The organism is Clostridium sp. UMB9555A (assembly GCF_030222355.1).
Lineage (GTDB): Bacteria > Bacillota > Clostridia > Clostridiales > Clostridiaceae > Sarcina > Sarcina perfringens.
The window spans coordinates 602,182-615,853 of sequence record NZ_JASORQ010000002.1 but is presented as its reverse complement, the minus strand read 5'-3'; the positions used below and the strand labels follow the sequence as shown (position 1 = coordinate 615,853).

Here is a 13,672-nt window from a genome sequence, read left to right as displayed (position 1 = left end):
ATGTATATGTTAGAATGAAAAAGATTTAGAGCAGAGTAAGCTTTAAATCTTTTTTTGCTTAAATATTTGTTTAGTTTATAAGAATTCATTTTAAGTGAGTTTTGATTTTAACTAAGGAATAATTAATTTTAAAGTATGTTGTATATGATTTGAGGAATGATTTCATTTCTGACTTTTTTTCTATATTTTAGTTCACTTTCAGTTTTCCCATTATATATTGATTTATTTTTTATTGAATTATCAGAGACATTAAAAATAGCTGCTATTGGTATATTGCAAATTGAACAAGCTTTAAAAGCAGCAGCAGTCTCCATTTCAATACTTTTACAACCTAATTTCATTATATAATCTAAATGTGCAAATTGAGCAAATATAGTATCTACACTAAAATTGGGTACTATATGATAGCTAACATTATTATCTTTGCATATTTTTTCTGTATTCTTAATTAGAATTTTATTAAGCTTAGTATCTGGATAGTATTTATCACCAAAACAATCTTTTGTTAAGTCTTTTTCTAGGTATCTGCATACCCCATCACCACATACTGATAAGGTAGGTATAATAATATCACCAATATTTATTTTCTCATCTAAAGCACCAACAGAACCAATAAATATAATCTTTTTACAATTAGAGTTTCCTAAGGCTAATATTACATCAGTACAGACACTTGCCCCAATTCCAGTTTTTATATATGTAATATTTTTATCAAATAACTTACAATTCCATATCTTAATAGAAGTATCCACAATCAATTCAGATTTAATGTCTTTGAATATAGTTGGCTCCCACCAAGGAGCTATAATAACATTTTCTTTAATTGCTTCATCGTCACATCTTAATACAGATTTACAAAGCGTATCTTTCTTTAAACCATACTTTGTATGTCCATCTATTAGAAAATTATACATATTACCCTCCAAATATATATTTCTATAATATTATCTTATCATAAATTGGGATGATTGCTTATATTAGTGAAAAAGATAATTAACATTTAAATTAATTATTTACAGTATTTTGTAGGTTGTATATAATAGTTTTTAATTACTTAATTTCAAATATTTTCATTAAGGTTAAAGAATTATTTGATTTTGAGTAATTAGTAGTGAATAAAAGTTTGTAAGGCATAAATTGTTTTAGATCTTAGTTTATTTTAAAGAAAATTATGAGAAGAGTTTTATTTGTACTTTTGTTAAGGTGAGAATAAGTTATGTTTTATAGGATAAAGTAAGAAAATTTATGGTGTAAGATAGGGGGAAATACAATGAATAGATGTGAATTGTTATTAATTGTAGATGGGGACACAATTGAAGTAGAAGCAAAAGTGACATTAGAAAAAGAAATGAAGCTTAGTTTTGCATTAAAAGACTCTTTTAATATGTTATATTCTTCTGCTAAATATGAAACAGAATCTACAGAGCCTAATTTTATTGGCAAGTGCAATAAATATATTTTAAAGGAAGAAACTGATAATTTTACTTTAAGATACAGGGGAAAACCCTATGGATTTTGTACTGAATGCAGTGATGAAAAAGTTTTATTATCATTTTATTGTGCTTGGTATCCAATTTTAGATGATTTTTTATTTGATGATATTAAAGTAATTATAAAAGGTTTAGAGAATTTTATAGTATTAGATGCAGTAAAAGAAAAGGATTTCTGGATATTTAATAATAAAATACCTTTTGATTGCAATATAAGAGCCTTTAATAAGGATAAAGTATTTTCCTCAGAATGTGATTTTATAAAAATATATTCTGGAAAGGAAAGCGAATTAGGATATATAAATAAAATAGTTGGAGAGTTACATAAGATAAATGAATATTATAGCAGAATATTAGGAGAAAAGGAAAATAATAAGCTACAATTAATTTCTATTGGTATAGAAAATAGTGGTGGTTATTTTAGAGAGGGATTTATTGTATTACCATGCTTAGAGGATAATGATAAGTTTATATATTCATTTTTAGGACATGAATTGGCTCATGCATGGCATATGGGATATTCTGTTACAACATATGATGATTGGCTTAATGAAACTGGAGCTGAATGGAGTAGTTTATCATATATATTAAGTATTGGTAAGAATGATTTATATAACAAACAAATTCAATATTCAAGAAAAGCCTTTGAGGAATATCCTATAATGAAACCAGAGGATGGGTCAAGACCTAGAACAGCACACTTTGGAGGAGTTTTGTTATTTGATAAAATTTACGAAAAGTATGGGTTAGATACAATAAATAAGTTATTAAGGTTAGCCTATGAAACAACTCCTAAAAATACTGATGAATTTTTAAAAAGAGTAAAGGGTGATTTTCATACTGAAATTTATAATATATTAAGTGAGCCTTTTAGATAAATTTTGATTTATATAAAATAACTTAATAGTTTCAATAATGTTTGTAATAATCTATGCAAATATAAGTAATCGTTTCTAAATGAAATTTTAGGGGGATATAATATCAATTAAAATTAGAGTAATCTTATTAAGATTAAAGTTATTTGTGTATTAAACAACCAATCAATTAAATAAAATTTGTAAAGGTGGAGTTAGCATTGAGAACATATGAGAGTAAAGAAGAATTAAAAAAAGAAATTGACAAGTATTATAAAAAGTATATTGCTGAATTTGATAATATACCAAATGATTTAAAAGATTCAAGGTGTGAAGAGGTGGATAGAACACCTGCTGAAAATCTTGCATATCAAATTGGATGGACAACTTTAATTTTGAAGTGGGAAAAGGATGAAAAAGCTGGTTTAAAAGTAAAAACTCCATCGGATAAATTTAAGTGGAATCAATTAGGGGATTTATACAATTGGTTTAATGAAGAATATGCATTTCTTTCATTATTACAATTAAAGCTTCTTTTAGCTGAAAATATAGAAAATATATATAAAATGATAGATTCTATGACAAGTGATGAATTATTTAAACCACATCAAAGAATATGGGCAGATGAAGCCACAAAAACAGCAGTCTGGGAAGTATATAAGTTTATTCATGTCAATACAGTAGCTCCTTTTGGTACATTCAGAACAAAGATAAGAAAATGGAAAAAGTTAATGTTATAAATTTATTAATTATTTTGAGTAGGTGGAGTGAGAAATATGAAGTTTATAATAGTTGGAAGTGGAGGCTGCGTTTCATTACCTAAGCCATTATGTAATTGTGAGGTATGTAGAGAGGCAAGAAGTAAGGGAAGACCTTATTCAAGATGTGGTTGTAGCTTGTTTTTAGATGATATAAATCTTTTAGTTGATCTCCTGAAGATATTACTTATGGAATAAATTATTGTGATATAAAAGAGATTGATAGAGTTTTATTTAGTCATGTTGATCCAGATCATACTTTAGGAATGAGAGTTTTTGAACATCTTAGACTAAATTGGCTAGAATTATCTTGTGGTAAGAATTGTGAAAATCCAATAGAAGTATTTGCACTAGAAGATGTTATGAAAGATATAAATTCAATAGGATTTAAGTTTGGCTCTTATTTAGATTATTACGAAAATGTGAGAAATCTTATTAAGAGAAAAAGTGTAGATGACTATATCTCTATTAAAGATATAAAAGTGAGTTTTATTAAAGTAAATCATGCAACAGTATTTGTTTTTGAAAAGGAAGGAAAAAAATTAATATATGCACCTTGCGATGTTAAGCCATTTCCAGAAAGCAAACTTTTTCTGGATGCAGATTGTTTAATTATAGGAAATACCATTGTAGGGGAAGTATTAAAGGATGGTTTTATTTTGAAAGAAGATAATCCTTTAAGAGATGAATTATTTACTATAAGTGACATTGAATAGTTGAAAAATAAATATAATATTAAGAGGGTAATCATAACTCACTTAGAAGAGGATTGGGGAAAATCCTATGATGACTATGTTGAGCTTGAGAAAGAATTAGATGGTATAGAGTTTGCTTATGATGGAATGAAAATAGAAATCTAAATTATGAGGTGATTTTATGGTTGGGAAAATATTGATGATTGCTTTGTTTATTTTATTAGGAATAATGTTATCATTGGGTAAATGGTCATTTTTAATAGCTGGATTTAATACTATGACCAAGGAAGAAAAGGCAAAATATGATGTTATGTCTTTGTGTAAATTTATGGGTAAACTTATGTTTATAATTGCTTTCTGTATAACATTATTTACCTTAAGTGATATTTTTATGATGAAGATACTATTTAATATCGGAACTGTTATATTAATAGTTTCAATAATATTTGTAATAATATATGCTAATACAGGGAATCGTTTTGAAAGAAAAAATTGAAATTATATAGTAATATAAATTAAAATGGAGCAAAAAACTTTTGCTCCATTTTTGATTAGATTTTACTGGAATTTATGTTGGTATTTTCAATGTGAATTAATATTATATTAAATTAAGTTTAAATCAAAACAAGAACTTGGTGTATATTATGTACACTATGTTCTTGTTTTAAATAAGATAAATATGGTTTATTATTGATTTGGTGTATTAAGAAAGTTTTCGATTAAATTCTTAGAGCTTATTATATCTGAATCTTTATTTACTATTTCTAATACTATTTTTCCATTATATTTAGGTAACAACTTACTAAATATATATTGGAAGTCTATTTCTCCATGTCCTATAGGCAAATGTTCATGAATAACATCAAAATGTCTATCTGCAATATGAAGAATTTTAGGATATTTAATATCAATTAGCTCTTGTAAGTGATTAGTATTATCTATATGAGCAATATCTAATAAGAATTCTAAATCAGCATTTTGGCTAAATATCTTTTGAATTTCATCAGTAGTTGTAAAAATTGGATCAAGTTTACTATTGTTTTCTAGAAAAAGAGTAATTCCATGTGGTTTAAGTATATTTAAAGCGTATTTAATATTTAGGCTTAATTTGTTTAAGGTTTCTTCGTCTATATCTTCATTTTCACATATTGGATGGATTATTAGTTCCTTGTGATTTAATTTATTTAGGATATCTAATAGTTTGAGTATGTGCTCTTCAAATTCATTTATGTTTAAAACGGCATGAATAATAGTAGGAAAGTTATATTTATTTATAGTGTTAATAAAATCTTTATCATCCGCATGTAAGCATAATCCCCTATTGTCATACCATAATTGCATAAAGTCAAAATTATTTTCTTTTGCAAATTTAAATTCATCCTTATATCTATTGAAAAATCGTGCTAAACAACCTAGTTGTGGCATAAGTAATTTCTCCAATCATTTAAAGTAAGTTTTAAGTGTAAAACTTATATTTCTACATATAAAATATCTTCTGTTCCCATAGGAAGTTCATTTAGTATATCTCCATTTAAAAATTCAAAAGATCCTCCAAAAGCCTTGGATTCTTTTGATATGCTATTAATAAATAGCACTTTTGATTTTAATTTATTTGCTTGCTCTGCATATTCTTTTTTAAACTGAGATTCAAACTCTTGAATACTAAAATCTACAAATAGGGGCCATAAAACAATATCTTTTTTTATTTTTGATACCATATCAATATTTTTCTCATGCCAAAAGTCTCCGCATAAGCCCACTAAAAAAGTCAAATCTTTATATTTAAAAGTGGGGAATGTAGACCCTTCTTTGTAGTGAGTAGGATCAGCATAGGATTCTTTCCAACCAGGAGATACCCTTCTAAAATTATTTATTATTTCACCATTTTCATTAATTGTCATATAGCTACAATATAATAAACCTTTGTAATTTTCAATATAGCCAAATGAAACACAAATCCCTATCTTTTTTGCATAATTACATAGGATTTTAATAGGTAAAGAAGAGAGGGAAAGTGCCATTTCTTTATCTTTCTCATAGTTCCAAGATAAGGAATCAAATCCTTGAAGAAAAGCTTCACCAAAACAAATCATATGAGCATTATTTTCTTTTGCTTCTATCATGGATTTTATAATTGTATCAGTATTTTTTTCAATATCTTTATTTATAAATTCTTTAGATGCTAGTCCTATTTTCATGGTTATGCTCCTTTGATTTGTTTTAGTATAATGTAGTATTTAATTATTAATTAGTAAGTAATAAGGTGTTAAGTCTTGATATTCTATATTTCCATTGGCTTCATAAACAATGCCTAGATGTCCATTTTTAAAGGATAGACAAGAATAACCACCGCCTAATTTGTTACCATCTTTAGGATAAGGAAAACATATTTCCTGAACGCCTTTAGATAAATCATCAAAGTCAATCATATAAACAACAATGTTGTCTCTTATATATTCACCTTTAGTATTTTTAGGTGCTGAAATTAAGCCTATTCTATGTCCATTTGAAGTAGTAGCCTTAATAAAGGAACCTTGGCATCCAGATCCTTTACCAGTTAAAACTTTACCGTTTAAAGGTTCATATATTTCCCAAGTGGTTCCTAAATCGTGAGAGATGTATGCTGCTCTATAACCAGAGTAATCATATCTTGTACTCATAATTAAAGCTCCATCTAATTCTATTACCATATTTTCAGAGGTGTTTGAATTAGGAACTTTATTTCCCATTGTCCATGTTTCACCATTATCCTTTGAATAGATAATTAATGAATAATAGTTATTTTCATTATTTTCTCTTAAGGAAATTTGTGCTGGCATAACTATTGTTCCATCATCCATTACAATACCTGAGCCAACTCCCCCTAGCCATCCAATTGTATTACTTGGTTGATTCTTTACTTTTGATGAGTCCTTAGTTAAATCTATTTTGTTAGACCAAGTTAATCCATTATCATCAGAATAAATCATTTGGACAGACCAATCACCCCTTCTTGTGGAGGTAGTCATTGCCCAGTTTCCATTTGTATTCCATGAGCCTGCAATCAATATTATTCTACCTGTATTTGTAATAACTGTTGTGGAGTCCATTACACGAGAGTAGGTAGAGTCAATACGATTATTTTTCATTACTATGTCATAGCTCCATGTCTTTCCAAAATCAGTGCTGCGTGCAGAAGCTATGTCTATATAAGCATGGTCATCAGGACCATTATAACGAATATCTGAAAAAGTTAAAATTGTACCATCATTTAATAATTGTATATTGGGAATTCTAAAATACTTTGAATTCCATATGTTATTATCCTTGTTAAATAGTATTAGTGGTTCTGGTTTATGGCTTATATCTAGATTCTTTTCAAAGGTATTGTTTTTGTTACACATAAATATAATCTCCTCCATAAAATTCATATTTACCCATTCATTTAAAAGTTATTTTTTATATAGATAGGTTTAGAAACCTAATTATTAAAAACTCCTATCTTGAAAAATATAGAAGTTTTTCAAATAAATTATAACAGTATTTGAAATTCTTTACTATGGAATAATGTAAATATAATTGTTTTTGGAGTTTTCTATAAAATTTTAGTTTTTATAACTTTAAGAAGGTTTAAGTTTAATAGCTTTAATTCAAGGAGATTTTAATAAAACAATAGTTTTTAAAGAAAGGAAATAGGAGTAAAAAAGCTTTATATTTCACAGAAGTTTTAATAAAGTAATAATTTCTAAAGTAATAATTTCTAGAGAAGTTATTAAAGCTAATTAGCCTTCTTGTACTATAGTTATCCTCATTTTGTCCAGTCCTAAACTAATAAAAATCAAAATCTTTTATTAGCCTTTTATTATAGTTATTCACATTTAAGGAGAGAAAAATAAAATGAGAAGTAGACTAGAAAATTAGCTTTGTACTATTATGATCCTTACTTTAATCTTTTTTAGAGAGGAGATAAGAAGCTTAAAAATAAAATTTAAAGAGATAAATGTTAAGAGGAATATTAAAAATAAGATGTAAAAAGGCAAAGTGAATAGTGGGATTAAAAGTTATATATAGTCAAGATGATATAGCAGAATTGAGCTTAAAAGTTTTAAAATATAAGGGATTAGACAAAGGGCTTATATTTTTTGATATAATTAAAAGGTGAGACTTAGAATTATTATAAACTGTGAGGAAAAAGATGAAAGTAAGAGTACCAAATTATTTTAATGAGTTTAAATGTATAGCATCAGAGTGCGAAGATACTTGTTGTGCTGGATGGGAAATTGTTATTGATGATGAAACCCATAAGCGCTATGAAAATGTGGAGGGTGAATTTGGAGAAATCCTAAGAAGTAAGATAGTTAAAAGTGATGGGGAGAATATTTTCCTTTTAAATAATGGTAACTGTTCCTTCTTAAATGAAAAAAAGATGTGTGAGATTTATATTAATCTTGGAGAGGATCATCTTTGTTATACTTGTCAGCAATTTCCTAGATATACTGAAGAATTTTTAGATTTAAAAGAAGTAGGACTATCTTTATCATGTCCAGAGGCTGCAAGAATTATTTTAAGAAAGGCTGAAAACACTACTTTTAATTTAAGTGAAGAGGATAATTGTGAAAATGAGATGCAAGAAGATGATTTAAGCTTATCATGTGAAAATATAAATTCCTCAAACTGTGATTTATGTAAATCTTCCAACTTAAAGAATAGTGAAAATAGTAAGTGTTTTAACTTAAGTGAAAGTGAAAATAGAGAGTGTTTTGACTTGAAAAATAGTGAAGACAGTGAATGTAATAATAGTGAAGTGGAGAGCTTTACTGATGATGAAGATTGCTTTGATGAAGGAATTGATGAAGAGGTTCTTTCAGAGTTTTTAGAGTGTAGGAATATTGTTTTTAATATTATAGAACGCAATGATTTAGATTTAGGAATAAAGGCAGCCTTAGCTCTTGAATTTGTTAAAGAGGTTCAAAACAAGATAGATTTAGGTGATATGGATGAAATACCAGAGCTTATGGAAGAGTATAGGGATGAAAATTTCATAAATACACTTGTAAAGGGACTAGAAGGTTTTAAAGGAAAAGAAAGCATAAAACATAAAAATCTATGTGAATATTTAAAGATTTATAAGAGTATAAAACATATAAATTCAAATGATCCTTTAGGATTAGAAAAAGCATTAAAGTATTTTGAAGGAAATAAAGAGTTTTATTTAAGAAAGCATAAGGAATTTAATGAGTATTACAAAGAAAACTTATATAAGTTTAAAAATATACTTGTATACTTTGTATTTAGATATTTCATGAAAGCTATTTTTGACTATGATGTCTCTGCTAAGATAAAGTTAGCTATAATCAGTACATTAATGATTAAGGAACTTGCTGTAGTAAGATTTATAGAGAATAATAATGAATTTACAGAGGAAGATATGGTAGAAATTAGCCGTATTTACTCTAAAGATATTGAACATTTAGATGAAAATATAGAAAATCTACAAGAGATATTTGAAACAGAAGAAATATTTGAAGTGGATGAAATATTACCTATGTTAATGAATGACTTTTAAATTTACCTATAAATATTGAAAATTTAAGCATTAAAATATAAAAAAGAAAAGAGTATTTTAAGTTATATATTTATGTAATTTAAAACACTCTTTTTATTTTTAGTTTTGCTTAAAAGGTTATTTAAACCATTCATTTGGTGAGGAATTAAAATAGTGGGCGTTAAACTCTACGAATTTATAATCTTGTATTCCATAAAGTTTAAATGGTTCCTTTGATAAGTAGGCTTCTAATTTTTCTACAGATTCTGCTTTAATAACAAATATGCCTCCACTCATGTCTGATTTAAGTCCAGAGACTAAGATCATTCCTTCATCCATTGCCTTTTGAGTATAGGCCATATGTTCTTTCATTATATCTTCATTAATCTTATCTGAATCTTTTAATATACCTTCAACAATAAAATATTTCATTTCTTATCCTCCAAAATTAAGTACTATAAATATATTATTGTGTTAATTTAAGAATCTATATATAAGTCTTATTATTTTATTGCTAGTGCTTAAAATTTTTTAAAGAGTTGTATTTTTAGTAATTAAGGTTATTTAAAAAGTTTTTATTATTAATCGAGGAATTTTAATTGAGCATTAAATTAAGATGTTTTTATGCACACTTGAAAAACATCTTAAAAGTAATAATCATAAATATCCTTAAATTTATAATTATAAATAACCTTAAATTAAGATTAAGCTTAGCTTGTTAAAGAGCCTTTTTTGTATAGTCTATATAATAGATAGGCCATTGGAACTATGCTTATTATTTGAAAGCCATTAACAAACTGGAGTATTTCATGCTTAGCTAGTGGAGGTGGAAGGGTTGCAACTAGGTTATTTAGCATATGCATGAATATAACTAAAGGAAGAGAACGAGTTTTACTATATACAAATCCTAAAATAATTCCTAATATAGAGGCATAAACAACTTGGACAGGCTCTCTATGGAACAATCCAAATAAAAGACCAGAGAGAATTATAGGTGCTGCTCCTCCTTTTATCTTATCTATTTCGTTAAAGATTAATCCTCTAAAAAGTAATTCTTCAACAATTGGGCCAAATAAAATTACAGATAAAAATATAAATATATAGGCTTCATTATTTAAGCTTTCAGATATTTGAGAAAAATTTTGTAAGCTATTTTTTACAAGGGTAATAGAGGACAATATTGTATCTGCAAATATGAGCCATAGAGCAGAGAGTCCTCCCATACCAATAGAAATTAAGGCATATTTAGGAATGTCTTTTCTTGGAAGTTTATTAATAATTTTGTTCTTGTTGTATTTCTTACATTTATATATAAGAAGATAAACTAACATGGTTAAGAAACAAGCAAATCCATCAATCATAAAGAAATTTGAGTCAATAAAATTAGGAGGTAATAGTCTTAAGGGAGTCTTTGTTATAAAGCAGCAGAATAATAAAAATAAAAGAGAGCCTATAAAGGATAAAATGTAATATAGGGCTAGAAAAATAAATATGTTTAGTATGGCTTGAAATAGTTTAATGATTTTTTTCATGATTCACCTCAATTTATAAAAAATAGTCTAATGAGCTTTTGTGATAAATATTTCCTTGAATTTTCTTATTAAAGAAACTTACACAGCAAGGGTTAAGAAGATATTATGATAAATTTCCTTTTAAATGATGCTAATATATTAAGTGTAGAAAATAAGTTTAATAAGGTCTTATTATAAATTCTTACTTTTATTTTTTTAGTAGTGCTGCAAGTTCTATAATTTTTAGCTTGGGAAAGAACCTAGATGAGATAATATATGGAATATAAATTAATTATATGCATAATGTTTATGGGAAAATAGCTTAGCTATTTATAGAATTGATTAGGGAATAACTGATAATACCAAGGGGGTTACATATTATTTATATAAACTGTAATTTTTATGGTATTAGGAATAATGAATTTTATAAGGAGGCTTAGGGATAAAAGATAATTACTATTTATAATATATTTATTGATAATATGTTATAAGAAAATGGTTGTTTCAGAAGAGAAACTTGCAATAATCTATATTTATTGATAATTACTATTTTAAAATAAAGTTTTATGGTATATAATGTAAGAGTAGTAAATTTTATTGAGAGATTTAATTTTTAGGTAGCTTAATATTATCTGCCTAATACATACAAAATTATTACTCGACATAATAATTTTATGGGCTAACTAAAAGTTAATATTTTCAGAAAGAGAATTAAGCAGTTGTAGGATGAATTAAAAGTTTGTCTTATAACTGCTTATATTTTTTCGTTGTCTTAATTTTGTAATATTTTCTATCTAAAATATTAATAGAGATATATTTAGAGGGATAAATTGTTTTTTTAATTAATAACAGTAATAAAAAGGGATTGGCTTTTAAAATAATTATGAGTAATTAGATCTTAAGATGAGGTGGTAGTATGGATTCTATTAAGGAACAAATATTTCAGCTAGAGAATGATTTAATAAAGTCTGAAGTGAGAAAGTCAGCAGAGAAAATAAATGAAATATTATCAAATGATTTTGTTGAATTTAGTAGTTCAGGAAGTGAATATCATTATAAATGTGGAGATGTTTTTCAAGATGAAGAGGATGAGAGAACATTAGATTGGGAAATATTAAATTTTAAGGTGAAGAAGGTTGCAGAGAATTGTATTTTAGCCACTTACAGGGTAATAAAACATGATGAGTTAGATGAGAGAAAAAGATATTCCCTTCGTAGTTCTTTGTGGACAGAGGAAAATGGAAAGTGGAAGATGTCTTTTCATCAAGGAACACTACTAGCAGGTAAAGAAGGAAGAAGTATTTTTTAGCATAATTAAATAGAATATTTGATTAATATATCAAAGAGCTTGTATCAAAATTTAGTAAGTATAAGACTTTATTAATATGTTTTTAGAGGTTTTATAATTTAAATTTTGATAGAAGCTTTTTTATTTAGTATAAAAAATTTGTATTGATAAATTAGATAGTAAATTTATATAAAAATGTTAGAATATAGATAAGAAGGTGTGTTAAATGAAATTAAGAAAGCTTAATTATTTTTAAAATACTTTCTTAAAACTTTTATATAGACTTAATGGAATATTTGTAGGGAGAAGAGTTTGGGATTATTAAAAAATGCTTAAGTAAGGGGGAATTATGAAACATAAAAAAGAAGTGTTTATAGCTGCGCTTATAATAGTGTTTTTAATAGCTATAGGACCAAGTATTAAGAAGCAAGTGGGGATTTATACAAAAGGTAAAAATATTGAGAAGAGTTATTCTAAAGATTCATTATATGATATTTATATAGCTCATGGTGAGGGATTAGGATTAATTCAAATTAATAATATTGAAAAGGGAAATATAAATTACTCAAAGATAGATAATATCAATGTAAAGTATGATTCAGCTAACTTTTTATTTATTGAGAAGGATTCAGGAGGAAAGATATATGTTCCTTATTCCTCTGACATAGAAAATCCCAAGAATGCAAATAGACTCTTAATTTTTAATGAGGGAAAGTTAGAGGATGAAATAGAGTTTGATGATATAAGAAATCCACAGACTGTAATAAGTGATAGGGAAAATAATAGGATTTTACTTGAGCAGAATGTTACTGTTCAACCTGAAGATTCTCAAGGATTAAAGCTAAAGGTGATTGATACAAATAGCAAGGAAGTAATTAAGGAACTTTATTTAAAGGGATATATTAGAGATTATTATGTGGGGGAAAAAGAAATAGTTCTAAGCCTAGAAGGGGCTAATAAGTTAGGATTTTTAGATGCACAGGGCAGAAGTTTATATGCCATAAATAGAGAAACTTTAGGTGGAAGAGTAATTAGTAAAGAACCAATAGGCAATGTTGTTAATGCCCTATGTGAAGATTCTAAAGGGAATAATGTAATATTTACTAATATAACTTTAAAAGAAAGTGGAGATTTAGATAAAAATGAAATTATTGTCATGGATAGTCAGGGGGAGATCAAGGAGAGAAAAGAGGTTTCTTATGATATGAATGGTAGCTTTTATGGCAATGAGAAATATGAGTATGTATTAAATGGAAAAATTCATAATAAGAATAATGGTTTTCTTATTTTTAATAAGGAGACACTTGAGTTTGAAAAATTAGTTGATGATGTAAAGGATATAAGTTATATAGAGAGTTTGGATGGTTACTTATTTATATTAACTAGGGATTCAAAGTTATTTATATATGATGAAAATACTCTAGAGCAAATAGGAAGCATAGAGTTAGAGGGGGAGGTTTCACACAGAATGAAGGTTATTAATAGAAAGGTTAAATTGTCTTAAGAATATGATTAAATATATAGATGGGGGGAATTTCAAATGAATACTGCT

At 26.6% G+C, this 13,672-nt stretch carries 16 protein-coding genes; 10 read left to right on the top strand and 6 right to left on the bottom strand.

The genetic code is table 11. The features are described 5' to 3' along the window. Nucleotides 1-128: 128 nt before the first annotated feature. The gene (locus QP548_RS08075; protein ID WP_061427044.1) at nucleotides 129-914 is read right to left on the bottom strand and encodes a phosphorylase; all 786 of its coding nucleotides are present in this window, start codon (nucleotides 912-914) and stop codon (nucleotides 129-131) included. A gap of 356 nt (nucleotides 915-1,270) precedes the next feature. Between QP548_RS08075 and QP548_RS08070 the strand changes: the two genes are divergently transcribed. From QP548_RS08070 to QP548_RS08045, 6 genes are all read left to right on the top strand, one after another. After that, on the top strand, nucleotides 1,271-2,368 hold the full coding sequence (locus tag QP548_RS08070; RefSeq protein ID WP_061427046.1) for a hypothetical protein: 1,098 nt from the start codon (nucleotides 1,271-1,273) through the stop codon (nucleotides 2,366-2,368). Nucleotides 2,369-2,565: 197 nt separating this feature from the next. Beyond that, a complete protein-coding gene (locus QP548_RS08065) occupies nucleotides 2,566-3,084 on the top strand; it encodes a ClbS/DfsB family four-helix bundle protein (protein ID WP_061427048.1) in 519 nt (172 codons plus the stop codon). Between the two features lie 36 nt (nucleotides 3,085-3,120). Next, nucleotides 3,121-3,300, top strand: a complete 180-nt coding sequence (locus QP548_RS08060) for a hypothetical protein (protein WP_236907341.1) — start codon at nucleotides 3,121-3,123, stop codon at nucleotides 3,298-3,300. 68 nt (nucleotides 3,301-3,368) lie between these two features. Next, nucleotides 3,369-3,818, top strand: coding sequence for a hypothetical protein (locus QP548_RS08055; RefSeq protein WP_236907342.1), 450 nt, complete (start codon nucleotides 3,369-3,371; stop codon nucleotides 3,816-3,818). Continuing rightward, nucleotides 3,819-3,962: a hypothetical protein gene (locus QP548_RS08050; protein ID WP_224375648.1), complete on the top strand. Its 144-nt coding sequence runs from the start codon at nucleotides 3,819-3,821 to the stop codon at nucleotides 3,960-3,962. It begins immediately after the preceding gene. Nucleotides 3,963-3,978: 16 nt separating this feature from the next. After that, a complete protein-coding gene (locus tag QP548_RS08045; RefSeq protein WP_061427050.1) occupies nucleotides 3,979-4,293 on the top strand; it encodes a DUF3784 domain-containing protein in 315 nt (104 codons plus the stop codon). Between the two features lie 191 nt (nucleotides 4,294-4,484). On the opposite strand, the gene QP548_RS08040 is transcribed toward QP548_RS08045, so the two are convergent. From QP548_RS08040 to nanH, 3 genes are read right to left on the bottom strand one after another with little or no spacing between them, the layout of a single operon-like run. Next, on the bottom strand, nucleotides 4,485-5,222 hold the full coding sequence (locus tag QP548_RS08040) for a TIM barrel protein (RefSeq protein WP_061427052.1): 738 nt from the start codon (nucleotides 5,220-5,222) through the stop codon (nucleotides 4,485-4,487). Nucleotides 5,223-5,266: 44 nt separating this feature from the next. Next, entirely contained in the window at nucleotides 5,267-5,995 is a 729-nt protein-coding gene (locus tag QP548_RS08035; protein WP_061427054.1) for a carbon-nitrogen hydrolase family protein, read from the bottom strand. 39 nt (nucleotides 5,996-6,034) lie between these two features. Next, nucleotides 6,035-7,180 carry an exo-alpha-sialidase NanH gene (nanH, locus tag QP548_RS08030; RefSeq protein WP_061427056.1) on the bottom strand — a complete coding sequence of 382 codons (1,146 nt, stop codon included), beginning with the start codon at nucleotides 7,178-7,180 and terminating at the stop codon, nucleotides 6,035-6,037. 791 nt (nucleotides 7,181-7,971) lie between these two features. Here nanH and fliB point away from each other — a divergent pair. Next, on the top strand, nucleotides 7,972-9,342 hold the full coding sequence (fliB, locus tag QP548_RS08025; protein WP_061427058.1) for a flagellin lysine-N-methylase: 1,371 nt from the start codon (nucleotides 7,972-7,974) through the stop codon (nucleotides 9,340-9,342). A 117-nt stretch (nucleotides 9,343-9,459) separates the two neighbouring features. On the opposite strand, the gene QP548_RS08020 is transcribed toward fliB, so the two are convergent. Continuing rightward, complete coding sequence (locus tag QP548_RS08020) at nucleotides 9,460-9,753, bottom strand: YciI family protein (RefSeq protein WP_061427060.1); 294 nt, start codon at nucleotides 9,751-9,753, stop codon at nucleotides 9,460-9,462. A gap of 278 nt (nucleotides 9,754-10,031) precedes the next feature. Further along, nucleotides 10,032-10,652: a CPBP family intramembrane glutamic endopeptidase gene (locus QP548_RS08015; protein WP_061427062.1), complete on the bottom strand. Its 621-nt coding sequence runs from the start codon at nucleotides 10,650-10,652 to the stop codon at nucleotides 10,032-10,034. On the opposite strand from QP548_RS08015, the gene QP548_RS08010 reads away from it, so the two are divergent. The 3 genes from QP548_RS08010 (at nucleotide 10,651) to QP548_RS08000 (ending at nucleotide 13,624) form a co-directional block, all read left to right on the top strand. Further along, nucleotides 10,651-10,791 carry a hypothetical protein gene (locus QP548_RS08010; protein ID WP_003462211.1) on the top strand — a complete coding sequence of 47 codons (141 nt, stop codon included), beginning with the start codon at nucleotides 10,651-10,653 and terminating at the stop codon, nucleotides 10,789-10,791. The two genes, QP548_RS08015 and QP548_RS08010, sit on opposite strands and share 2 nt — an antisense overlap. A 957-nt stretch (nucleotides 10,792-11,748) precedes the next feature. After that, nucleotides 11,749-12,141, top strand: coding sequence for a DUF4440 domain-containing protein (locus QP548_RS08005; protein WP_003454100.1), 393 nt, complete (start codon nucleotides 11,749-11,751; stop codon nucleotides 12,139-12,141). Nucleotides 12,142-12,469: 328 nt separating this feature from the next. After that, nucleotides 12,470-13,624, top strand: coding sequence for a hypothetical protein (locus tag QP548_RS08000; protein WP_061427064.1), 1,155 nt, complete (start codon nucleotides 12,470-12,472; stop codon nucleotides 13,622-13,624). Nucleotides 13,625-13,672 lie beyond the last annotated feature (48 nt).

What these genes read in the sequence shown, in the direction of transcription:
- QP548_RS08005 (WP_003454100.1), top strand. Translation starts at nt 11,749, where the DNA reads ATGGATTCTATTAAGGAACAAATATTTCAGCTAGAGAATGATTTAATA.
- QP548_RS08020 (WP_061427060.1), bottom strand. Translation starts at nt 9,753, where the DNA reads ATGAAATATTTTATTGTTGAAGGTATATTAAAAGATTCAGATAAGATT.
- QP548_RS08010 (WP_003462211.1), top strand. Translation starts at nt 10,651, where the DNA reads ATGGTTAAGAAACAAGCAAATCCATCAATCATAAAGAAATTTGAGTCA.
- nanH (WP_061427056.1), bottom strand. Translation starts at nt 7,180, where the DNA reads ATGTGTAACAAAAACAATACCTTTGAAAAGAATCTAGATATAAGCCAT.
- QP548_RS08055 (WP_236907342.1), top strand. Translation starts at nt 3,369, where the DNA reads ATGAGAGTTTTTGAACATCTTAGACTAAATTGGCTAGAATTATCTTGT.
- QP548_RS08000 (WP_061427064.1), top strand. Translation starts at nt 12,470, where the DNA reads ATGAAACATAAAAAAGAAGTGTTTATAGCTGCGCTTATAATAGTGTTT.
- QP548_RS08075 (WP_061427044.1), bottom strand. Translation starts at nt 914, where the DNA reads ATGTATAATTTTCTAATAGATGGACATACAAAGTATGGTTTAAAGAAA.
- QP548_RS08070 (WP_061427046.1), top strand. Translation starts at nt 1,271, where the DNA reads ATGAATAGATGTGAATTGTTATTAATTGTAGATGGGGACACAATTGAA.
- QP548_RS08060 (WP_236907341.1), top strand. Translation starts at nt 3,121, where the DNA reads ATGAAGTTTATAATAGTTGGAAGTGGAGGCTGCGTTTCATTACCTAAG.
- fliB (WP_061427058.1), top strand. Translation starts at nt 7,972, where the DNA reads ATGAAAGTAAGAGTACCAAATTATTTTAATGAGTTTAAATGTATAGCA.
- QP548_RS08035 (WP_061427054.1), bottom strand. Translation starts at nt 5,995, where the DNA reads ATGAAAATAGGACTAGCATCTAAAGAATTTATAAATAAAGATATTGAA.
- QP548_RS08040 (WP_061427052.1), bottom strand. Translation starts at nt 5,222, where the DNA reads ATGCCACAACTAGGTTGTTTAGCACGATTTTTCAATAGATATAAGGAT.
- QP548_RS08045 (WP_061427050.1), top strand. Translation starts at nt 3,979, where the DNA reads ATGGTTGGGAAAATATTGATGATTGCTTTGTTTATTTTATTAGGAATA.
- QP548_RS08015 (WP_061427062.1), bottom strand. Translation starts at nt 10,652, where the DNA reads ATGTTAGTTTATCTTCTTATATATAAATGTAAGAAATACAACAAGAAC.